Below are 20325 nucleotides of genomic sequence, written 5' to 3' on the forward strand. Positions count from 1 at the left end.
GGCTGTGACACCTGCCGGATTCCCGAACCACACGTTCCAGGGATGTGCTGCCCATCCTGACGGGACCAGGTTGGGGTGTATCCGTGACAGGCCAGACGAAGGCCCGGAGTACACAGGAGGCAGACCATGGCGAAGGCCGTCGGCATCGACCTGGGCACGACCAACTCAGTCATCGCGGCGATGGAGGGCGGTCAGCCAACTGTCGTCCCGAACGCCGAGGGAGCCAGAACCACGCCTTCGGTGGTCGCCTTCACGGACTCCGGCGAACGGCTGGTCGGCCAACTGGCGCGTCGTCAGTCCGTACTCAACCCCAAGGGCACCATCACCTCGGCGAAACGGTTCATCGGCCGGAGGTTCGACGAGGTCTCGTCAGAGCTGTCTGCCGTCTCGTACGACGTGGTGCCCGGGCCGGACGGAGCCGTCAGGTTCGAGATCCGGGACAAACTGCACGCGCCGGAGGAAATCTCCGCGCTGGTACTGCGCAAACTCGTCGAGGACGCCGGCAAGTTCCTGGGGGAGAAGGTCACCGAAGCCGTCATCACGGTGCCCGCGTACTTCAACGACGCCCAGCGGCAGGCGACCAAGGACGCCGGCCGCATCGCGGGCCTGGAGGTACTGCGGATCATCAACGAGCCGACCGCGGCGGCGCTCGCCTACGGTATGGACAAGCTGGAGAACGAAACTGTGCTGGTTTTCGATCTCGGCGGCGGTACGTTCGACGTCAGTGTGCTCACGGTCGGCGACGGGGTCGTCGAGGTCCGGGCCACAGCTGGTGACTCGCACCTGGGAGGCGACGACTTCGACCGCCGGATCGTCGACAAGCTGGCCGACGACTTCCAGCGCGAGGTGGGGGTCGACCTGCGCAACGATCCGCAGGCGTTGCAGCGGCTCTTCGAGGCGGCCGAGAAGGCCAAGGTCGAGCTCTCGTCGGTCACCCAGACGACGATCAGCCTGCCGTTCATCACCGCGAACGCGCAGGGTCCGCAGCACCTCAACACCACGCTGATGCGGTCCACCTTCGAACAGTTGACCTCCGACCTGATCGATCGGTGTCTGGGGCCGGTGGAGCAGGCGATGGCCGACGCCAAGATGACCGCCAACGACATCGACGAGGTGATCCTGGTCGGCGGCTCGACCCGGATCCCGGCGGTGCAGGCTTTGGTCCGCCGGATGACCGGCGGCAAGGACCCGAACATGACGGTGAACCCGGACGAGGTGGTCGCCATCGGTGCGGCCGTCCAGGCCGCGATCATCAAGGGCGAGGTCAAGGACGTGCTGCTGCTCGACGTCACGCCGCTGTCACTGGGGCTCGAGACGATGGGCGGCGTGATGACGAAGGTGATCGAGCGCAACACCACCATCCCGGCCCGCCGGTCCGAGACCTTCACCACCGCCGAGGACAACCAGACCGCGGTGGACGTGGTCGTCCTGCAGGGTGAGCGGGAGTTGGCCGCCGACAACCGGGTGCTGGCCCGTTTCCGGCTGGAGAACATCCGCCCGGCGCCGCGCGGCGTACCGCAGATCGAGGTCACGTTCGACATCGATGCGAACGGCATTCTGCATGTGGCGGCCAAGGACAAGGACACCGGCGCGGAGCAGACGGTCACCATCAGCGAGACCTCCAACCTGGACCAGTCCGAGGTCGAACGCATGGTCGCCGACGCCGAGGCACACCGCAGCGACGACAGCCGGCTGCGCGAGCTGGTCGACGCTCGCAACGCGCTGGACTCGGCCGCCTACCAGGTGGAGAAGGCGCTCGCCGACCGAGGCGACGCGGTGGCTGAGCACGACCGAGCCCGGGCCGACATGCTGGTCGGCGACGCCCGCGAGGCCCTCAAGGACCAGGAAACACCGCTGGAGCGGCTGCGCTCGCTGACCGGGGAGCTGCAGCAGATCGCGCAGGCGCTGAACTCCAACCCGCCGCCGCAGGGCTCCACCGGTACGCCGCCGGCGGACGGTGGTGACGACGACGTCATCGACGCCGAGTTCACGACGAGTTGATGGGCATGGCTGATCAAGAGACCGAGACGGGTACGGCGCCGCCGGCCGGTGCGGACCTGGAGGAAGCCCGCGAGAAGGCCGCCGAGATGGAGGACAGGTGGCGGCGCACGGCTGCCGAGCTGGACAACTTCCGCAAGCGCGTCGCTCGGGAGACCGGCCGGCAGCGCGAGGCCGAGCGGGCCGTCGTCGCCGCCAGCTGGCTACCGGTCGTCGACAACCTCGAGCTGGCGTTGGAGCACGCGGACGCCGAACGCGACGCGATCGCCGAAGGTGTCCAGGCCGTGCGGGACCAGGCACTCGCAGTCCTTGCCGGCCTCGGTTACCCCCGGTTCGACGACAGCGGGAAACCCTTCGACCCGAGCCTGCACGAGGCGGTCGGCACCGTGCCGGCACCTGAGACGCCGGCCGGCACGATCGTGCATGTCGTCAGGCCGCGGTACGGCGACGGGACGCGGGTGCTTCGTCCGGCTGCCGTGGTGGTCGCCGCGGAGGAGAAGAGCTGATGCCTGCCAAGGACTTCTACGAGATCCTTGGAGTCTCCCGGGGAGCGAGCGCGGACGAGATCCAGAGTGCGTACCGCAAGCTGGCTCGCCAGTACCACCCGGACGTCAACAAGGACCCCGGCGCGGAGGAACGGTTCAAGCAGGTCTCGGAGGCCTACGACGTACTGTCCGATCCGCAGCAGCGGAAGCGGTACGACGCGTTCGGCGAAGACTTCAGGCGCGTCTCTCCGGACGTCGACCCCGACACTTACGCGCGTTCCCGGGCCGGTCCAGGCCGCACCCGGGCGAGCGGGTGGGAGCCCGGAGGCGGCCAGTTCGAGACCGAGGGCATCGATCTGGACGACCTGCTCGGCGGGATGTTCGGCGGGCGGGTCCGGCAAGGCTGGGGCCGGATCCCGGGCTCCGACCAGGAGGTCGAGCTGGAGCTGACCGTGGAGGAGGCCTACCGGGGCGGCAATCGGAAGCTCACCGTGCACGGGCCGACCGGGGCGGATCGGACCATCGACGTCAAGATCCCGGCCGGTGTGGTGAACGGCCAGCGGATCCGGCTCGCCGGGCAGGGCGGCCAGGGCACGTCCGGCGCGCCCGCCGGCGACCTGTATCTGGTGGTCCGGATCGCGGATCATCCGCGGTACCGGCTGTCGGGCCGTGATCTCGTCGTCGACCTGCCACTGGCGGCGTGGGAGGGTGCGCTGGGGGCGTCGGTGACTGTCGAGACGCCCGGCGGCGAGGCGACCGTGAAGGTGCCCAAGGGCAGCTCGACCGGACGCAGACTGCGGCTGAAGGGGCGCGGTCTGCCGAACCCGCGCGGGACCGCGGGAGACCTGTACGCCGAGGTCCGGCTGATGGTGCCCAGCAGGCTTACCCGCGAGGAGAAGCGTCTGTTCGAGGAGCTGGCCGGTACCTCGAAGTTCGACCCGAGGAGGCGGTCATGAGCCGTCAGTTGACCAGACCCAGCAGATTCGCACTGGAGGACTTCGGCCGGCTCTCGGGAGTACATCCGGAGCTGCTCAGGCGGTTCGTCGCTCTCGGACTCCTCGATGCCGCGACCGACCGCGCCGGTGAGTTGTGGTTCAGCCCGTCGCAGCTGGACCGGGTGGCCCGGATCCAGCGGCTGCGAGCAGGGTTCGCCTTGAACTATGCGGCGCTGGGCCTGGTGATGGATCTCTTGGACCGGATCACCGTACTCGAGGCGGAGCGCCGGCGTTTCGCCCGGACAGGAGCCAGAACATGGATATGAACCGGCTGACGCAGAAGTCGCAGGAGGCTCTGCACGACGCTCAGACCAAGGCCCTGCGGTTCGGGCACAGTCAGATCGACGGCGAGCATCTGCTGCTCGCGCTGCTGGACCAACCGGACGGTCTGGCACCGAGGCTCCTGGCGCAGGCCGGTGCGGATCCGGACGGGTTGCGGGACAGCCTGGAACATGAGCTGAACCGGCGTCCCAAGGTCAGCGGTCCGGGCGCGGAGCCCGGCCAGGTGCTGATCACCCAGAGGCTGTCCCGGCTGCTTGACGCCGCGGACCGGGAGGCCAAACGGCTCAAGGACGAGTACGTCTCGATCGAACATCTGGTGATCGCCTTGCTGGACGAGGGGCGGCAGAGCGCCTCTGGGCGGCTGCTCGCCGAGCAGGGGCTGACCCGCGACGGCTTCCTCTCGGCACTGACGGCCGTCCGGGGAAACCAGCGGGTCACCTCGGCGATGCCGGAAGCGTCGTACGAGGCGTTGGACAAGTACGGCCGGGACCTGGTGAAGGATGCCTCCGAGGGCCGGCTGGATCCGGTCATCGGCCGCGACAACGAGATCCGCCGGGTTGTGCAGATCCTGTCCCGCAAGACCAAGAACAACCCGGTGCTGATCGGCGATCCGGGCGTCGGCAAGACCGCGATCGTCGAGGGACTCGCGCAACGGATCGCCAACGGCGACGTACCGGAGGGACTGCGGGACCGCACCGTGTTCGCGCTGGATCTGGCGTCGCTGGTCGCCGGGGCGAAGTACCGCGGCGAGTTCGAGGAACGGTTCAAGGCCGTGCTCAACGAGGTCAAGGCGGCCGAGGGCCGGATCCTGTTGTTCGTCGACGAGTTGCACACAGTCGTTGGCGCGGGGGCGACCGAGGGGGCGATGGACGCGGGCAACATGCTGAAGCCGATGCTGGCCCGCGGTGAGCTGCACATGATCGGCGCCACCACGCTGGACGAGTACCGGATGCATGTCGAGAAGGACGCGGCCCTCGAGCGCCGGTTCCAGCCCGTGATCGTGGACGAGCCGACGGTCGAGGACGCGATCTCGATCCTGCGCGGATTGCGTGAGCGGCTGGAGGTCTTCCACGGTGTGAAGATCCAGGACGCGGCGATGGTCGCGGCCGTGGTGCTCAGCCACCGGTACATCTCCGACCGGTTCCTGCCCGACAAGGCGATCGATCTGGTGGACGAGGCGTGCGCGATGCTTCGGACCGAGATCGACTCGATGCCGGCCGAGCTGGACGAGCTGACCCGCCGGGTGCGCCGGCTGGAGATCGAGGAGGCCGCGCTGGCCAAGGAGGAGGACACTGCCAGCAGACAGAGACTGGACGAGCTGCGCAAGGAGCTGGCCGATCTGCGAGCCGAGGCTGACGCGATGCACGCGCAGTGGGAGGCGGAACGGCAGGCACTGCGCAAGGTGCAGACCCTACGTCAGGAAATGGAGCAGGTCCGGCAGGAGGCAGAGCAGGCCGAACGCGACTACGACCTGAACCGGGCCGCCGAGCTGCGGCATGGCCGGCTGCCGGAACTCGAACGCCAACTCGCGGGCGAGGAGGAACGACTGGCCGGCAAGCAGCATGGTCACCGGCTGCTGCGCGAGGTCGTGACGGAGGAGGAGATCGCCTCGATCGTGTCGCGCTGGACCGGCATCCCGGTCAGCCGTCTGCAGGAGGGCGAACGGGAGAAGCTGTTGCGGCTGGACGAGGTGCTGCACGAGCGCCTGGTCGGTCAGGACGAGGCGGTCCAGTTGGTGGCGGATGCGATCGTCCGAGCCCGTTCGGGGATCAAGGACCCGCGCCGGCCGATCGGCTCGTTCATCTTCCTGGGTCCGACTGGGGTAGGAAAGACCGAGCTCGCGAAGACACTCGCGGCGGCGTTGTTCGACACCGAGGAGAACATCGTCCGGATCGACATGAGCGAATACCAGGAGCGGCACACGGTGAGCCGGCTGATGGGCGCGCCGCCCGGGTACGTCGGCTACGAGGAGGGTGGCCAGCTGACCGAGGCGGTCCGGCGCAAACCGTACTCCGTGGTGCTGTTCGACGAGATCGAGAAGGCGCATCCGGATGTCTTCAACACGCTGCTGCAGATCCTCGACGACGGCCGGCTGACCGACGCCCAAGGGCGGACAGTCGACATGCGCAACACCGTGATCATCATGACGTCGAACATCGGCTCGGCCTATTTGCTGGACGGTGTGACCGCCGACGGGCAGGTCAAGGAGGATGCGCGGGACGCCGTCATGGACGAGCTGCGGCGGCAGTTCCGGCCCGAGTTCCTCAACCGCGTCGACGAGATCGTGCTGTTCAAGCCGCTGACGATGTCCGAGATCGAGCGCATCGTCGACCTGATGTTCGACGACCTGCGGACCCGGCTGGCGGATCGCAGAATGACGCTCGAGGTCGAGCCGGAGGCCGCCCGGCACATCGCCGCTCAGGGCTTCGACCCGGTCTACGGCGCCCGCCCGTTGCGGCGGTTCATCGCCCGCGAGGTGGAGACGCGCATCGGACGTGCACTCCTCGGCGGTGACGTGCTGGACGGCGCGGTGATCCGGGTGACCGTCCGGTACGGCGACATCACCGTCACACACGAGAACCCGGTGGAGGTGGCGGCATGAAGATCGTGACGTGTCCCAATTGCCAAACCCGCAACCGGGTGCCCGCCGCGGCGGAAGGCACCCCCCGCTGTGGTCATTGCCAACGGCCACTACCGTGGATCGTGGATGCCGGCGACAAGGATTTCGCCGAGGTCGTCGAGCAGGCGAGCCTGCCGGTGCTCGTCGACCTCTGGGCTCCCTGGTGCGGACCCTGCCGCATGGTCAGCCCCGTGCTCGAGCAGCTCGCCACCGAGAAGGCGGGCCAGCTGAAGCTGGTCAAGGTCAACGCCGACGAGGCGCCGGGGCTGTCCCAGCGCTTCGACGTGAGATCCATTCCGACGCTGATGGTGTTCCGGCAGGGTCAGGTTGTCGCCGCACAGGTCGGCGCGGCCCAGGCATCGGCCCTGCGGCCATGGCTGGAAGACGCGATGGCCAAGGAGCCCGCCCCGTGACCAGCGGGCCCCGCGCGGTCCCGATGAACGAAACGCCCGATCTGTACGGCGCTTATCCCCGGCTGGACGAATCTCAACTGGCCGAGCTGAACTCGCTCGGCCAGCGCCGTACGACCAGTGGCGGCGAGGTGTTGTATCAGGCGGGAGAGTCGGCGGACGACTTCATCGTCGTGCTGGACGGCACGGTGGCCGTCGTGCAGGATGTGGCCGACGAGGAGCGGGTGATCGCCGTCCACGGTCCACTCCGCTTCCTCGGCGAGATGGGCATGCTGACCGGGCAGCCGGTGTTCCTCACCGCAAGGGCACAGGAGCCGGGCGAGGTGCTGGTCGTGCCGATCGACCAGCTGAAAGACCTGGTACCACGGGATCCGCCGTTGGCCGACCTGATTCTGCGGGCGTTTCTGGTCCGCCGGTCGCTCCAGCTCACGCTCGGCGCCGGTTTCGCGATCATCGGGTCACGATTCTCAGCCGACACGCGCCGGTTGCGCGACTTCGCGGCTCGCAACCGGCTGCCACATCAGTGGATCGACCTGGAGACCGACACGGAGGCCGAACGCCTGCTACGCGAACTCGGCATCGAGCGGGACGAAACGCCCGTGGTGATCTGGCGGGGCGAGGTGTTGCGGAACCCCGACAACACCCGCTTGGCCACCGCGGTGGGACTCCGCCGGACGGCGCCGGTGCAGTCGGTGTGCGACCTGATCGTGGTCGGTGCAGGGCCGGCTGGTCTCGCTGCGGCGGTCTACGGCGCGTCGGAAGGCTTGGCGACCGTGGTCCTGGATGCCGTGGCCACCGGCGGCCAGGCGGGCACGTCGTCCAGGATCGAGAACTATCTCGGCTTCCCGGCGGGGCTGAGCGGCGCCGAGTTGGCCGACCGCGCCGAGATCCAGGCGAAGCGCTTCGGCGCCGAGATCACCGTACCTGCCACTGCCGTCGCACTGGAAGCGCGGGACGGGCACCACGTCGTACTGCTGGAGAACGAAACACGGATCAGCGGCCGAGCGGTGCTGATCGCCTCCGGCATCCGCTACCGGCAACTTGACCTGCCCGGGTTGAACGCCTTCAGTTCAGGCAGCGTCTACTACGCGGCGACCGAGGTGGAGGCCAATCTGTGCCGAAACGATCCAGTGGTTGTCGTCGGCGGTGGCAACTCCGCCGGGCAGGCCGCGGTGTTCCTGGCCCAGCACGCGGCCGAGGTCCTGCTTGTTGTCCGGAGCAACGAACTTGGCCAGGACATGTCGCGCTACCTGGCTGACCGGATCGAACAGACCGGCCGGATTCACATCCTGACGCACAGCGAATTGTGCGAGGTCCACGGTGAACGTGCGCTGGAGGAAGTTGTGGTCCAGGACTTGAAGACGGGCGAACGCCGCGCAGCGCCGGCGACGGCCTTGTTCGTCTTCATCGGCGGCGTCCCGCACGTCAGTTGGCTGCACGGCCGAATCGACCTGGACGATCGAGGGTTCGTCCTCACGGGCAGCCAGCTCGGCGGCGGGCGACAGCTGCTCGAGACGAGCAGAAGGGGCGTCTTCGCCGTCGGCGACGTCCGCAGCGGGTCGGGGCGGCGGGTGGCCGCCGCGGTAGGCGACGGTGCCTTCGCCATCCGCATGGTTCACGAGCACCTGCACCTCGCCCACACGCGATGATTCCTTGCCGGCGCCAACAGACGGCTGTTCGGCACCCACCGATCCGCGTCAGGAGTCGGCGGACTCCGCGAGGCGTTCGCGCCGGTCCTGTTCGCGCTTGGAGTACGCCGCCGCGCGAATCGCTTCGTCCGACTCCAGACCCGAGCCGAGGCCTCCGCCGACAGTGGCGGCGGACGCGACGAACCAGGCCAGGACGAACAGGTCGCCGGGCCCGACCCGGGCGTTGACGGAACTGCCCACCAGATCGGGGTCGAGGATGAACCAGGCCCACGCGAGGTTCACGACGTACAGGGCGGCATAACAGATGAGCACGCCCACGGTCAGGGTCAGCAGTGTCGAGGCGTTGTAGAGGCGTGACCTCTCCCGCGCCGACGGGGAGTCGTCGTCGGGACGGTCCCACAGTTCCCCGTCGATCACGAGCCACCCGACGACCAGGGCGATCGACGCGACGGTCGCGACGATCAGACGCCACCACGACAGCGAACTGGCCAGCAGCCAGACGGTGGAGTTGATCGTGGCCACGGCGCTGGTCGCCAGCGCTGCCACGAGCGCTGACTTCAGGCCGGGCACCAACAGCCAGGGTCGGTTGGCGAGCACCATACCCGAGAGCAGACGCCAGCGGCCGTGCAGGCGGGAGAGAGCCACCTGGGTCTCCTCCTGCGTGCTCGGGTCCGCCATGCCGGTGAGCAGCGACCGCACCGCCCGGCGAGCGCGGGAATGCATCCGCAGCCCGCCCAACGCGGGCAACGACAGCACCGCGGCCTGTCGTTGCGGGTCGGCCTCGACCAGCAGGTGCCGGCCCTCACTGTCGTGGAGGGGCAGCTCGGTCAGGCCGATCACCAGGTCCCAGTCCTGCCGGCGAGCGTGGTCCTGTAGCCGGCGCACCGCGGCGCGGACATCCTCGGAGCCGGTGGTGAAGGGCTCACTCAGTACGGCGATGTTCCAGGCGTTGCGGCCGTCGAGCGGCCTCAGATCGATCAGACGCCGGGCGATCACCGTCGGCGCGGCAGGATCAGCCACGAGTCCGACCCGGATGGATTCCATGCACAGGTCAGTACCCATTCGGGCAACGACTACTCGATCAGGGGATGCAGGCCGTCCGCGCAGGGACAAGATTTGGAAGGGACAGCAGCACGCCCATGGCAGCAGGAGGCCGAGCATGGTGGATCCGCATCTGACCCTGGTCAGGCCGGTCCGGCCACGTACACCGCAAGGGTGCGAGGAGTGCCTCAAGCTGAACTCGCCCTGGGTGCACCTGCGGCTTTGTCTGAGCTGCGGACACGTCGGCTGCTGCGACTCGTCGCCGTTGCGGCACGCCCGCGCCCACGCGGCGTACGACGGACACCCGATCGTGCAGTCGTTCGAACCGGGTGAGAACTGGCGTTGGTGCTACTTCGACGAAGCCTTCGTCTGACGTGCACGGACGGCACCCGAACCAACCCACTCGCCCGCTGAGGATCGGCTCATGTTCAACCATCGTCAGGACCTTCAGTTCACATCGGTTCCCCAGCAACCGGACGCCGTGTACGCGCGTCGTCTGGAGGACGTGATCGGCAGCCAGTACGACGAGATCGGCGTGGCCATGCACTACATGTTCCAGCCTTGGGACATGCATGTTCCTGGCAAGTATCGCGACCTGCTCTTCGGCCTCGGCTCCGAACAGGTCGCCAACCTCGAGATGCTGGCCACGATGATCGCGCAGTTGCTGGAGCATGCACCAGCGAATGTCCTCGACGCGGCGGTGCGGCTCGACCCGACGGTTGCCGCGGTGATCGCCGGCACCGACCTCGAGCAGGCGATCGCCACCGGCGCCGCGGCGCATGCCGGGGCCAACCCATGGAAAGGGGCCTCCGGCAACGTCAGCGGCAATCTCGCCGCCGACTTCCGGACCAATGCCGCCGCCGAGCTGAGCCGCCGCCAACAGCTCTCGCGGCTCTACCGGCTGACCGACGACGCCGACATCCGGTACCTGCTGTCGTTCTTGCTGGCCCGAGCCGCGGCTGACCAGCGGCTGTGCCGATCCGTCTCCGCAGAACTGATGGAAGGAGCACCGCCGCAGGCCGCCGAACGCTGATGGCGGCGCGCCAGGTAGGTGTGCGCCGCCGGCAGCGACCCGGCATATCCTGCCGTGATGGATGAGAAGGCCGAGTCGCGCCTCAACCGCGAAGACGCCGAGCGGCTGCTCGCCGGTGGCCGCTTCTTCTGGATCGACCTGTATCGACCGACGGCCGAGGAGTTCGCGATCTTGCGGGACGTCTTCCGGTTTCACCCGCTGGCGCTGGAGGACAGCGAACAGTTCGGCCAGCGGCCGAAGATCGAGGAGTACGACGACTTCGTCTTCCTGGTGCTGTACGGCGCGGTGCCGGACGACGCCGGCCTGGTCGAGGTGCATTGCTTCTACTCCGAGCGTTTCCTCGTCACCATCCACCGTGACGCGGTGCCGGCAGTGTCCGAGGTACGGCGTCGGTACGAGGTCGGCACCAAGGCGGTCGAGAACCCGATCTGGCTCACCCATCGATTCGCCGACGCCCTGGTCGACAGTTTCGTCGCCGTGCTCGCAGACTTCGACGACCGTGTCGAGGATGTCGAGGACCGGGCCTTCCGCGACATCGCCGACGAACAGCAACTTCAGGAGATCTCCACACTCAAGCGCACGCTGGTCAGGATGCGCAAGGTCGTCGAGTCGCAGCGGGACGTGTTCGCGAGCCTGGTCAGCGGTGTCGTCGAGTTGCCCGGGATGACGCACGAGGCGGAGCGGTACTTCCGCGACACCCACGATCACCTGATCCGGGTCAGCGGTCTGATCGACACCTATCGCGATCTGTTGACGGCCTCGACCGACGTCTTCCTGTCGACGGTGTCCAATCGCCAGAACGCCGTGATGAAGCAGCTCACTGTGATTTCCACCGTCTTCCTGCCACTCAGTTTCATCAGTGGCTTCTTCGGGCAGAATTTCGGGTGGATGATCGATCGCCTCGGCGGCGCGTCCGAATTCGTCGTCCTCGGCATCGGTCTGAACCTCGTCGCCGTCCTCCTGCTGGTGGTCTTCTTCAAGCGCCGCCGCTGGTTCTGAGCCTCGCATTCACCGCGGGTCGTACGTGGATGTGGCGGCCAGTTGTTCGAACAGGCGCCGCTCCTCCTTGGTGAGCCGGCCGGGCACCATGATTCGCACCTCGGCGTACAAGTCACCTCTCCGCCTGGGCGGGCCCGGCATGCCGCGGCCGCGCAGGCGGACGTGTCGCCCGCTCGACGAACCGGGTGGGACCCGCACCTTCGCCTCGCCTCCCGGTGTGTCCACGGCGACCCCGGCACCCAGGGCCGCTTCCCACGGCGTCAGCGGCAGCTGGACCCAGATGTCACGCCCCTCGACCCGGTAGCGGGGATGCGGAGCGATGCGTACGACGAGGTACAGGTCGCCGGCGCCGGCGCCGCCGCTTCCCCGTCCCCCTTGGCCGGCCAGGCTGATGCGCTGACCGTCAGTGACCCCCGGCGGGATGGTCACCTCCACGCTGCGTGTTCCGGCAGGCCCCCCGATGGTGAGCCAGCGATGCACGCCCTTGTACGCATCGTCGACCGACAGTTCCAGCTCGAACTCCTGATCAGCCCCTGGGACTGGCGCCGAGCTCGCCCGGCCGCGAGTTCGGCGAGAGTCGTGCCCGGACACGTCGTACCGCTTGCGAAGCTCGGGGTCGGACAGCACGTCGTAGGCCGCGGTGATCTCGTTGAACCGCGCCTCGGCCGCGGGGTCTTTGGTGATGTCGGGGTGGAAGGTGCCGGCGAGCTTGCGGTACGAGCGCTGGACCTCGTCGAACGTGGCGTCGGGCCGCAGCCCGAGCACCTCGTAGAAATCACGTTCCACCATCGGCCCACCGCCTCGCGACGCGCTCACGGACTTGTGGAGTTCGGTTTCGGCGCCTGGCCGGATCCGTGGCCTCTCGCGCATACTCTCACCGATGCAGCGAGCGAACATCCCCGGTGTGTGTAGTCCGCACGACTCCCGTACGGACCCGCTCCGCGCCGGTATCCATCAGGTGGGGCCAGATTCACTCGTCGGCAAGTTTGCGGAGAAGATCTGCCAGCTCGTTCTCCATCAGGTCGGAGACGTTGGTCAGGCTGATGTTCGCGGCTTGCCGGCGCAGGTCGGTCAGTCGGCGCTCGCCGGGACGTTCCCCGAAATGCTGCTCCCGGCTGCGGACGAACGTCTCCGCGAGCTCGCCGAGCTGGTCCTCGGCGAGGCGGTCGCGCAGGGTGGCCAGGACCTCGGTCTCCTCGCGCCGGAAGTGGCGGCCGGCTTCCTCGGTGAGCTCGGTCAGGATGCTGTCGAAGACCGCGTCATCGGGGTCGACCCGTCCTAGCTTGACCAGCAGGTCCTCGGTGCGAAGGTGGTCGCGCTGAGCGCACGGGACCCCCTGCACATCACCGGCGTCGCGTGCCAGCGGGTAGATCACCTCCTCCTCGGCACGGTGGTGCGCGACCAGGAGGGCGGACAACGCCGGCCGCAGCATCGGCCGGCGGTGCGGGTACCGGTCGAGTTGCTCGAACAACCGCGCTATCTCCCGATGATCCTGCTCGACGAGATCGATGAGGTCGCTGGTCATGGCCGTCCTTCCTGCTGCGGTTGTCCGCCACCTCAGCGCCCCGGACAGAGTTGTGGCCGGCACCTGGGCGGTGGGGATCGCTCTCGACTGTAGGAGCCAAGCCCCCGGGCGCGGATCACAAAACCAGGTGGTTTCGACTCGGCACAGTCGGTTTCATGCGGATCTCCGACCTGCGGGCTATCGCCCGGATGAGGCGCTGACGCCGGGCTCGGATATGTTTGGTCGGCTTGCCTGGGGCCCGGACGGGCGGCGAGACGCCCCTACCGCAAGGGGATCGATCACCCGAAGCGCCGAGGGGGCCGACGTTGTGAGGGCAATACTGCTGAGCGGCACGCTTGCCGTGGTCTGCTCGCTGCTGGGGACTCGGGTCGCGGTCGGCTGGTTCTCCCGGCACGGCTTCGGCCAGCCGATCAGGCGGGACGGACCGACGACACACGAGGTCAAACGGGGTACGCCGACCATGGGCGGTCTCGTCATCCTGCTGAGTGCCACCGCGGCCTACCTGGTGACCAGGCTCGTGACCCACGGATGGCCGAGCGCCAGTGCTTGGCTTCTGATGGTGCTGTTCCTCGGCTGCGGCGCGATCGGGTTCCTCGACGACTTCATCAAGGTCTACACCCAGGACAACCGGGGCCTGAGCGGCCGGGCCAAGATGGCGGGTCAGACTCTCATCGCGCTGGTCTTCGGGATCCTGGCCACGCAGTTCTTCGCCGATGAGCGCGGCGTCCGACCGGCCTCGCAGTACCTCTCCACCACTCACGACTGGGGAGTCAAGCTGCCCCTGGTCGTCGTACTGCTGCTGATCTGGTTCCTCGTCGCCGCGACCTCCAACGGGGCGAACCTGACTGACGGCGCGGACGGGCTGCTCCCCGGCTCAGCGGCGCTGATCTTCGGCGCGTACACCATCGTGAACATCTGGCAGAACAACCAGCTCTGCCACTCCACGCGCGCGCACGTCGTGGAGTCCCAGTGCTACCAGGTGCGCGACCCTCTCGATCTCGCGGTCTTCTCCGCCGCGATCGCCGCGGCCTGCGTCGGCTTTCTCTGGTGGAACGCCAAACCCGCGCGGATCATCATGGGCGACGTCGGGTCCCTGGCGATCGGCGGCGCGTTGGCGGGGTTGGCCATCATGTCCCGCACCGAACTGCTGATGGCCGTCATCGCCGGTCTGTTCGTCCTCGAGACCTTGTCCGTCATCACGCAGATGACCGGCTTCAAGCTGACCAGGCGCCTCACCGGAACGGGGCGCCGGCTCTTCCGCATCACCCCCATCCATCACCACTTCGAACACGCGGGATGGGACGAGGTGACCGTGGTGATCCGCTTCTGGATCGTCGCCGGCATCTTCGTCGCCCTCGGCCTGGGAATCTTCTACGCCAGCTGGCTGACCTGAGCGGGCGCTAGCGGGCACGCAGATGACATATCGTCACGTCATCTCCAGCGCCGTTGCCGAGTCGCGGACGATGAGTTCCGGCTCGGGGCCGGCGATGATGCCGCCGGTGTAGGCGCGTCCGGCCATCAGCTCGTAGAGGCCGTGGACGCCGGCCCAGCCGAGCTCGTACATGGGCATCCGGACGGCGGTCACGGCGGGGCGCAGGTGTTCCATCAGGCCGACGTCGTGGATCCCGACGACAGACAGCCGGTCGGGTACGGCGATGCCGAGGTCCTGGGCGGCGGCCAGTACCCCGACGGCGCTCATGATGTTGTTCACCACGACCGCCGTCGGCGCGGCCGGCAGCTGCAGCGCTTGCCGCAGCCCGTCGGCGCCGGCCTGCTCACCGAACCCGGTGGCCAGGTGCGGCGCCGGCTCCAGCCCGGCCTGCTGCATCTCCTGCTGATACCCGCGGTAGCGCTGCTGGAAAGCGTGTCCGGTCGCCCCGCCGATGAAGACGATCCGGCGATGGTGCAGGTTGAGCAGGAATCGGGTCGCGATCTCGCCCGCGCGGCAGTCGTCGATGCCGACCCAGGGCTGGTCCTGGGCGTAGTCCAGGCTGAGGATCGGCTTGGGATGGGAGCGAAGCTCGGCCATCACGTCGTCGTCGTACAGCCGATTGTCCCGGATCAGGATGCCGTCAACGGTGCCCTGGCTGAGCAGCCGGGTGACGAACTGGCTGCCTGAGCGCAACGTCTCGGCGTCGCCGAGCAGGACGGTCCCGCCGTGCTCGGCCGCGGCCGCGTAGACACCGCGCAGCAGGTCGGCGTAGACGGGATTGTCGAGCTTGTTCAGGATCAGCGCGATCATGCCGGTGCGGTTGAGCCGCAGGGACCGGGCCGCCTGGTTGGGCTGGTAGTCGAGGTTCTCCATGGCCTGGATGACCCGCGCCCGGGTGGCCTCGCTCATCCGGGTGTGGGTCGTGCCGTTGAGCACGGCCGACACGACTGCGACCGATACCCCCGCTGTGCGGGCGATGTCCCGTTGCGTTGTCACGCTTGCCTGTCTCCCTCGAACCGTTGACGTAACGTCGCAATCAAATCTACGGTGAATTAACGATACGTCACCTAAGGGCCCCGGCTCGGGACGAGGCCAGTCAACCGCGCGTACCCCTGGACCGCTCTGCGCGAACCGTGGGGTTGCTTGCGCACGGGTGGGCGCAGTCGAAGGACTCAGCAGGAACTCTCACGTGTCATGAGGAGATGGGATGCAACGAAGACTTCTTCGGCGGAGCACTCGCCGCCGCGGCCGTGCGGGGGCGGCGACGACAGTCGCGGTGACTCTGCTGGCGACGGGCCTGGCGACGGGTCTGTCGCCGGCCCGGGCCGCTACCACCGGCATGTCGGATCTCGGTGAGCTGCTCGACCTGACGCGTCCGGGGCTCGCCCGCGTCGCGGCGGAGCTTGCCGCCGGCGATGAGGCGGGCGCCGCGGCCGAGCTCAAGACGTACTACGCGGGCCGCTCGGGCATCGAATACCCGGGCACCGGTGGGGAAGGAGGCGGCGACGCGACCGCCGACGAATTGGCTGCGGGGGTCTTCCGGTTCGGCACCGTGACCCGTGACTTCCACGACGACACCGCGCAGCGGATCGACGTGGACTGGGCGGACCTCTGGGGCGGGACGGAGACCATCCCAGGGAGCGCACAGGTTCTGATGAGCGACTTCACGTTCATGCCGACGCTGACGAGCGCTTATCTGAAGGAGAGCGATCCGCAGAAGCGTGCGGCGTACGCGTCGGCGTGGATGGACATCTCGCTGGACTTCTTCGCCGACAATCCGAGCTGGCCGCAGAACCGCAACCTCTCGGGCGGCAAGCGGCTGGCCCAGCTCGTCAGCGCGTTCTCCGTGTTCCGGACGGAGCCGAGCATCGACGCGAACGACCTCGTGGCGTACCTGTCCGGCGTGCACGCGACCACGGAGCTCCTCGCGAATGTGCTGCAGATCCATGTCGGAAACAACTGGTACGTCTCGATGGCCCGCGCGATCTATGTCTCGGCGGTCTATCTGCCCGAGTTCAAGGCGTCCTTCGTCTGGGAGCCGTTCGTGGTGCGCTCGGTCGAGCGGTTCCTGCGCGCCTGGGTGAAGGGCGACGGCGTGTACCGCGAGCCGACGTTCAACTACCAGGCCTACGTGGCGGATCTGATCAACACGATGATCCAAGTAGCGGATGTCAACGGGCGAACCCTTCCCGACGGGATTGTTCGGTCGGCGGACTGGATCGCGGATGCGCTGTTCGCGACCCGACAGCCGAATCTGGAGACCGCGCTGGTCGGTGATTCTCCGAACACGGACGCGGGCGAGAGCGCGATCCGGAAGACCGGTGAGCGTAACTCCTGGTCCGACTTCACCTGGGTCGCCTCCGGGCGCACCGAGGGGACCGTCCCGACGCTGTCGTCCACGGTGTTTCCGATCAGCTATGCGGTCCAGCGGTCCGGGTGGGACGCCGATGCCCGGTACATGCTGATCAACAACCAGAACTCCAGCTATACGGCCTCCCATCGGCATCCCGACGACCTCAGCCTGGTGATGGCGGCGTACGGGCGTCCGCTGATCGTCGACCCCGGAGCGGGGGACTACAGCGCGACCCCGACGAACGACTGGATGCGCCGCACGACCGAGGCGCACAACACCGTCGAGGTCGACGGACAACCGCAGCCCGCCGGCCTGCCCCGCTCGACGTCGTTGTGGCGCTCGAACGGTGGCCTCGATATCTACCGTGGCAAGACCCAGGCCTACCGGCCGATCGCGCACGATCGCGTCGTCTACTTCGTCAAGCCCGGCTTCTGGATCGTCTCCGACGACCTCACGGGTGACGCCGGCGCCCACGACTACCGGCAGCTCTGGCACTTCCCTGGCGATCCGGTCACCGTCGACCCCGAGACGAAGGTCGCCACGGTCGGGTTCGACACCGTGCCCGGCGCCGCACCGGTTGCCGGCGTGCAACTCGTCCCCGTGGCCGAACCCGGCACCGATCTCACGTCGAGCGTCCACAAGAACGGCGCCGTGCGTGTCGGCGAGCAGGTTCTCACCGACGTCGACTACCTGTCGTACGACTGGTCGGCCACCGGCGCGACCGGAGTGGACACGGTCGTGGTGCCCGGCAAGGCCGGCGCCGCGCCCTCGGTGAAGGCGTCGCGCATCGATCTGCCGCAGGTGGATCACCCCGTGGCCAGCGCGATGGAGATCGACCTGCCGAGGGCGACCGGCCGCTTCTACCTGTCGCGCGAGGCGGTTCCCTCGTCGAGGCAGTTCGGGGCCGCCGCGACGAACGCCGAGACCGCGTACCTCGAGCGTGCCGACAAGGGGGGCGGGCTGACGCGGTACGCGCTGACCGGGGGATCGTCGCTGGTCGACGCGGGAGATACCGTCATCAAGGCCTCCGGAGTCGTGTCCGACGTCAGCGTGGAACTGCAGGGCGCTACCGCCCAGATCTCGCTCGGGGATCCCTTCACCGGCACCCTCTCGATCAACGCCCCGAAGGCACGCGCTGTGAAGATCAACGGCACCCCGACTGCGTTCACCCGCACCGGCGACCTCGTCACCGTCTCGGCCACGGCGGCCTTCGCCCCGAAGCCGCTGCTCAACGAGGAGTTCACCGACGCGAGCCTGGACAGCACCGCCTATGACTTCGACGGCTCTCTTGACGGTTGGACACCAGTGCAGGGGACGTGGACGCTGGGCGGCTCGCAGCCTGACAAGCAACTGGTTCAGACCTCGAGTGCGGACACGCAGTCGTTGGCGGTGCAGCAGGACGTACCGGATGACGTGATCGTGACTGCAGACATCGTCCCGGGGACACGGAACCAGACGACGGCAGCGACTGGTCTCGCGTTCCGCTACCACGATTCCCGCAACTACTACCGGGCCGATGTCCTCACTACGTCGGGCGGCTCGAAGCTGCAGCTCGTGAAGGTCTACAACGCCACGTCGACGCTTCTCGCGGAGACGGAGCTGCCCATCAACGCGGACAGCGCGCACACGCTGACCGTCTCCGCGGTCGGGAAGCATCTGATCGCCACAGTCGGCAACACGTCGATCTCCGCGGACGACACGCAATTGCCCACGGGTGGTGCAGCAGCCTTCACGAATGGCCGGGCCGCGGCCTTTGACAACATCACGATCAAGGAAGGGCTCGACCAGGCCAATTGGCGGGGTATCGCAGGAAAGGCGTCCGTCGACGCGGGTCAGTTGAAGCTCACGCCTACCGATGGCAGGGCCCACGTCCTGGCCGACTCGACGCTGCCGTCACGGTTCTCCGAGACGTGCGACTTCGCCGCGCACGCGACAGTCACGATCAATGGGTCCGTCGGCACCGCGGGCATCTCGCTGCGAGACACCTCGGAGTCCTACGGGTACCGGATCCATCTCGGCAAGACGAGCAACAGAACGCAGTACGCGAGTATCGTCCGCGAAGCGCACGCGTCGGGTCCGGTCACGGTGGGCACGGTATCCCTCAGCAACCCGTTGACAGGTCCCGTCGAACTCGGTGCAGCGATCCACGGTGACCGTGTAACCGTGACGTTGAACGGCGTCCAGATCCTTGAGGAGCGCGACACCGTTGTCCGCAACGGCGGCGTCGGGCTCTACGCATCCACGGAGAGCACGTTCGAGAACGTCACTGTCGCACGCTCCTGCGGGCGACAGCGCGTCCATCCGGATGGTCCCGGCGCAGGCCGGCGGCCAGGTCCACAGTGACGAAGCCTCCGGGCTGAGCCCGTGCTCAGGTGAAGCCCGCGACGGACCGTCGCGGGCGGGGCTTGCCGGCGTTGACTTCGTTACGCTGGCGGCATGACCACGATCAAGGACGTTGCGAAGCGGGCCGGCGTGTCCACGGCCGTGGTCTCCGCGGTGATCTCGGGGGCTCGCGGCAACATCCGGATGAGCGAGGCGACCCGGCTGCGTGTCGAGCAGGCGATCCAGGACACGGGTTATCGCGTCAACCACGCCGCGCAGTCGCTGAGACTGTCCAAATCAGGAGTGATCGCGGCAGTGGTGCCGAAGATCGCGAACCCGGTCTTCGAGCTGGCGATTCGTGGCATGCATGCGGCCGCCGAGGAACACGGCGACGTGCTGCTGCTGGCCGACGCGCTGTGGATCGAGCCGGGCAGCCACCTGATGAGCCGGATCGTCGGCACGGGCATGGTCGACGGGGTGTTGCTGCGGTCCACCCAATGGGGGACCGAGACCGCAGAGGAGCTCACCAAGCGGTCGATCCCGTACGTGATCCTGCAGAACCCGCGACCGGACGGCTCCGTGTCGGTCTGGATCGACGACGCGGCCGGAATCGGTCTGGCCACGACGCACCTGCTGGGTCTCGGGCACCGCCGCATCGCACTGGTCGGTGGCCCCGTCGTCCCGATCGCCAGTAGCGCGCGGGTCGACGGCTACCGCTCGGCCTTGCGGGCGGCCGGTGTGCGCTTCGACCGGTCGCTGATCAAGCAGGTCGGCTACGAGCCGCAGGACCTGACGGCCGCGACACGAGAGCTCCTGACCTCGGCCCGGCCACCGTCCGCGCTGATCATCGACAACCTCGTCGCGGCACCGGGAGCGATCGCTGCGGTCGTCGATCTCGGCCTGCGGATTCCCGCCGATGTGTCGATCGTCGTGTACCAGGATCTGCCCATCGCCGACGCCATGCGGCCGGCACCGAGCACGGTCCGGATGCCTGTGCAGCAAGCCGGAATGCGCGCCTATACGACGCTGCGGCGGATGATCGACGGCCGCCGCGTCGAGTCGGCTTCGGTGACGCGTCCGGCGCCGAAGCTGATCGATCGAGGATCGACAGCTCCGTACACGGGCTGAGCGCCCACCTGCCGAGAGGTCACCGTGCACGCAGTCGCGACGTCTTGATTAAC

Annotated in this window: 17 protein-coding genes; 13 read left to right on the top strand and 4 right to left on the bottom strand. The window is 68.0% G+C overall.

Annotated elements, in window-relative coordinates; all coding sequences use genetic code 11:
- Positions 1-126 precede the first annotated feature (126 nt).
- From dnaK to ACFYRH_RS16080, 7 genes are read left to right on the top strand one after another with little or no spacing between them, the layout of a single operon-like run.
- Positions 127-2001 carry a molecular chaperone DnaK gene (gene dnaK, locus ACFYRH_RS16050; protein ID WP_387774541.1) on the top strand — a complete coding sequence of 625 codons (1875 nt, stop codon included), beginning with the start codon at positions 127-129 and terminating at the stop codon, positions 1999-2001.
- Between the two features lie 5 nt (positions 2002-2006).
- Entirely contained in the window at positions 2007-2504 is a 498-nt protein-coding gene (locus ACFYRH_RS16055; RefSeq protein WP_387774544.1) for a nucleotide exchange factor GrpE, read from the top strand.
- A complete protein-coding gene (locus tag ACFYRH_RS16060; RefSeq protein WP_387774547.1) occupies positions 2504-3439 on the top strand; it encodes a DnaJ C-terminal domain-containing protein in 936 nt (311 codons plus the stop codon). Before ACFYRH_RS16055 ends, ACFYRH_RS16060 begins: the two co-directional genes overlap by 1 nt.
- A complete protein-coding gene (locus ACFYRH_RS16065; protein ID WP_387774550.1) occupies positions 3436-3744 on the top strand; it encodes a chaperone modulator CbpM in 309 nt (102 codons plus the stop codon). The genes ACFYRH_RS16060 and ACFYRH_RS16065 overlap by 4 nt, the downstream gene beginning before the upstream one ends.
- Positions 3735-6362, top strand: a complete 2628-nt coding sequence (gene clpB / locus ACFYRH_RS16070) for an ATP-dependent chaperone ClpB (RefSeq protein ID WP_387774553.1) — start codon at positions 3735-3737, stop codon at positions 6360-6362. Before ACFYRH_RS16065 ends, clpB begins: the two co-directional genes overlap by 10 nt.
- A complete protein-coding gene (trxC, locus tag ACFYRH_RS16075; RefSeq protein ID WP_387774556.1) occupies positions 6359-6793 on the top strand; it encodes a thioredoxin TrxC in 435 nt (144 codons plus the stop codon). The genes clpB and trxC overlap by 4 nt, the downstream gene beginning before the upstream one ends.
- The gene (locus tag ACFYRH_RS16080; protein WP_387774559.1) at positions 6790-8439 is read left to right on the top strand and encodes an FAD-dependent oxidoreductase; all 1650 of its coding nucleotides are present in this window, start codon (positions 6790-6792) and stop codon (positions 8437-8439) included. The genes trxC and ACFYRH_RS16080 overlap by 4 nt, the downstream gene beginning before the upstream one ends.
- 48 nt (positions 8440-8487) lie before the next feature.
- On the opposite strand, the gene ACFYRH_RS16085 is transcribed toward ACFYRH_RS16080, so the two are convergent.
- Positions 8488-9483 carry a hypothetical protein gene (locus tag ACFYRH_RS16085; protein WP_387774562.1) on the bottom strand — a complete coding sequence of 332 codons (996 nt, stop codon included), beginning with the start codon at positions 9481-9483 and terminating at the stop codon, positions 8488-8490.
- A gap of 115 nt (positions 9484-9598) precedes the next feature.
- On the opposite strand from ACFYRH_RS16085, the gene ACFYRH_RS16090 reads away from it, so the two are divergent.
- From ACFYRH_RS16090 to corA, 3 genes are read left to right on the top strand one after another with little or no spacing between them, the layout of a single operon-like run.
- On the top strand, positions 9599-9853 hold the full coding sequence (locus ACFYRH_RS16090) for a UBP-type zinc finger domain-containing protein (RefSeq protein ID WP_387774565.1): 255 nt from the start codon (positions 9599-9601) through the stop codon (positions 9851-9853).
- 51 nt (positions 9854-9904) lie between these two features.
- Positions 9905-10513 (top strand): manganese catalase family protein, encoded by a 609-nt coding sequence (locus tag ACFYRH_RS16095; RefSeq protein ID WP_387774568.1) that lies wholly within the window; start codon positions 9905-9907, stop codon positions 10511-10513.
- 57 nt (positions 10514-10570) lie between these two features.
- Positions 10571-11512, top strand: a complete 942-nt coding sequence (gene corA, locus ACFYRH_RS16100) for a magnesium/cobalt transporter CorA (protein ID WP_387774571.1) — start codon at positions 10571-10573, stop codon at positions 11510-11512.
- Positions 11513-11521: 9 nt separating this feature from the next.
- Here the strand turns inward: corA and ACFYRH_RS16105 are convergent, their stop codons facing one another.
- Both ACFYRH_RS16105 and ACFYRH_RS16110 read right to left on the bottom strand, forming a co-directional pair.
- On the bottom strand, positions 11522-12301 hold the full coding sequence (locus ACFYRH_RS16105; RefSeq protein ID WP_387774574.1) for a DnaJ C-terminal domain-containing protein: 780 nt from the start codon (positions 12299-12301) through the stop codon (positions 11522-11524).
- A gap of 181 nt (positions 12302-12482) precedes the next feature.
- A complete protein-coding gene (locus ACFYRH_RS16110) occupies positions 12483-13037 on the bottom strand; it encodes a hemerythrin domain-containing protein (RefSeq protein WP_387774577.1) in 555 nt (184 codons plus the stop codon).
- Positions 13038-13344: 307 nt separating this feature from the next.
- On the opposite strand from ACFYRH_RS16110, the gene mraY reads away from it, so the two are divergent.
- Positions 13345-14430 (top strand): phospho-N-acetylmuramoyl-pentapeptide-transferase, encoded by a 1086-nt coding sequence (gene mraY / locus ACFYRH_RS16115; protein WP_387774580.1) that lies wholly within the window; start codon positions 13345-13347, stop codon positions 14428-14430.
- A 33-nt stretch (positions 14431-14463) separates the two neighbouring features.
- On the opposite strand, the gene ACFYRH_RS16120 is transcribed toward mraY, so the two are convergent.
- Positions 14464-15465, bottom strand: coding sequence for a LacI family DNA-binding transcriptional regulator (locus ACFYRH_RS16120; protein WP_387774583.1), 1002 nt, complete (start codon positions 15463-15465; stop codon positions 14464-14466).
- A gap of 211 nt (positions 15466-15676) precedes the next feature.
- Between ACFYRH_RS16120 and ACFYRH_RS16125 the strand changes: the two genes are divergently transcribed.
- Both ACFYRH_RS16125 and ACFYRH_RS16130 read left to right on the top strand, forming a co-directional pair.
- Positions 15677-19165 carry an alginate lyase family protein gene (locus ACFYRH_RS16125; protein WP_387774586.1) on the top strand — a complete coding sequence of 1163 codons (3489 nt, stop codon included), beginning with the start codon at positions 15677-15679 and terminating at the stop codon, positions 19163-19165.
- Positions 19166-19258: 93 nt separating this feature from the next.
- A complete protein-coding gene (locus ACFYRH_RS16130) occupies positions 19259-20272 on the top strand; it encodes a LacI family DNA-binding transcriptional regulator (RefSeq protein ID WP_387774589.1) in 1014 nt (337 codons plus the stop codon).
- The last annotated feature ends 53 nt before the right edge of the window (positions 20273-20325 follow it).

It is taken from the genome of Kribbella sp. NPDC004875, from assembly GCF_042873375.1.
In the GTDB taxonomy this organism is placed as follows: domain Bacteria; phylum Actinomycetota; class Actinomycetes; order Propionibacteriales; family Kribbellaceae; genus Kribbella.

Bases quoted from the DNA above. Each gene is read 5' to 3' on its own strand.
- ACFYRH_RS16095 (WP_387774568.1), top strand. From the start codon at position 9,905: ATGTTCAACCATCGTCAGGACCTTCAGTTCACATCGGTTCCCCAGCAA.
- ACFYRH_RS16065 (WP_387774550.1), top strand. From the start codon at position 3,436: ATGAGCCGTCAGTTGACCAGACCCAGCAGATTCGCACTGGAGGACTTC.
- ACFYRH_RS16060 (WP_387774547.1), top strand. From the start codon at position 2,504: ATGCCTGCCAAGGACTTCTACGAGATCCTTGGAGTCTCCCGGGGAGCG.
- ACFYRH_RS16110 (WP_387774577.1), bottom strand. From the start codon at position 13,037: ATGACCAGCGACCTCATCGATCTCGTCGAGCAGGATCATCGGGAGATA.
- clpB (WP_387774553.1), top strand. From the start codon at position 3,735: ATGGATATGAACCGGCTGACGCAGAAGTCGCAGGAGGCTCTGCACGAC.
- trxC (WP_387774556.1), top strand. From the start codon at position 6,359: ATGAAGATCGTGACGTGTCCCAATTGCCAAACCCGCAACCGGGTGCCC.
- corA (WP_387774571.1), top strand. From the start codon at position 10,571: ATGGATGAGAAGGCCGAGTCGCGCCTCAACCGCGAAGACGCCGAGCGG.
- ACFYRH_RS16055 (WP_387774544.1), top strand. From the start codon at position 2,007: ATGGCTGATCAAGAGACCGAGACGGGTACGGCGCCGCCGGCCGGTGCG.
- ACFYRH_RS16130 (WP_387774589.1), top strand. From the start codon at position 19,259: ATGACCACGATCAAGGACGTTGCGAAGCGGGCCGGCGTGTCCACGGCC.
- dnaK (WP_387774541.1), top strand. From the start codon at position 127: ATGGCGAAGGCCGTCGGCATCGACCTGGGCACGACCAACTCAGTCATC.
- ACFYRH_RS16125 (WP_387774586.1), top strand. From the start codon at position 15,677: ATGCAACGAAGACTTCTTCGGCGGAGCACTCGCCGCCGCGGCCGTGCG.
- ACFYRH_RS16105 (WP_387774574.1), bottom strand. From the start codon at position 12,301: ATGGTGGAACGTGATTTCTACGAGGTGCTCGGGCTGCGGCCCGACGCC.
- ACFYRH_RS16090 (WP_387774565.1), top strand. From the start codon at position 9,599: ATGGTGGATCCGCATCTGACCCTGGTCAGGCCGGTCCGGCCACGTACA.
- ACFYRH_RS16085 (WP_387774562.1), bottom strand. From the start codon at position 9,483: ATGGAATCCATCCGGGTCGGACTCGTGGCTGATCCTGCCGCGCCGACG.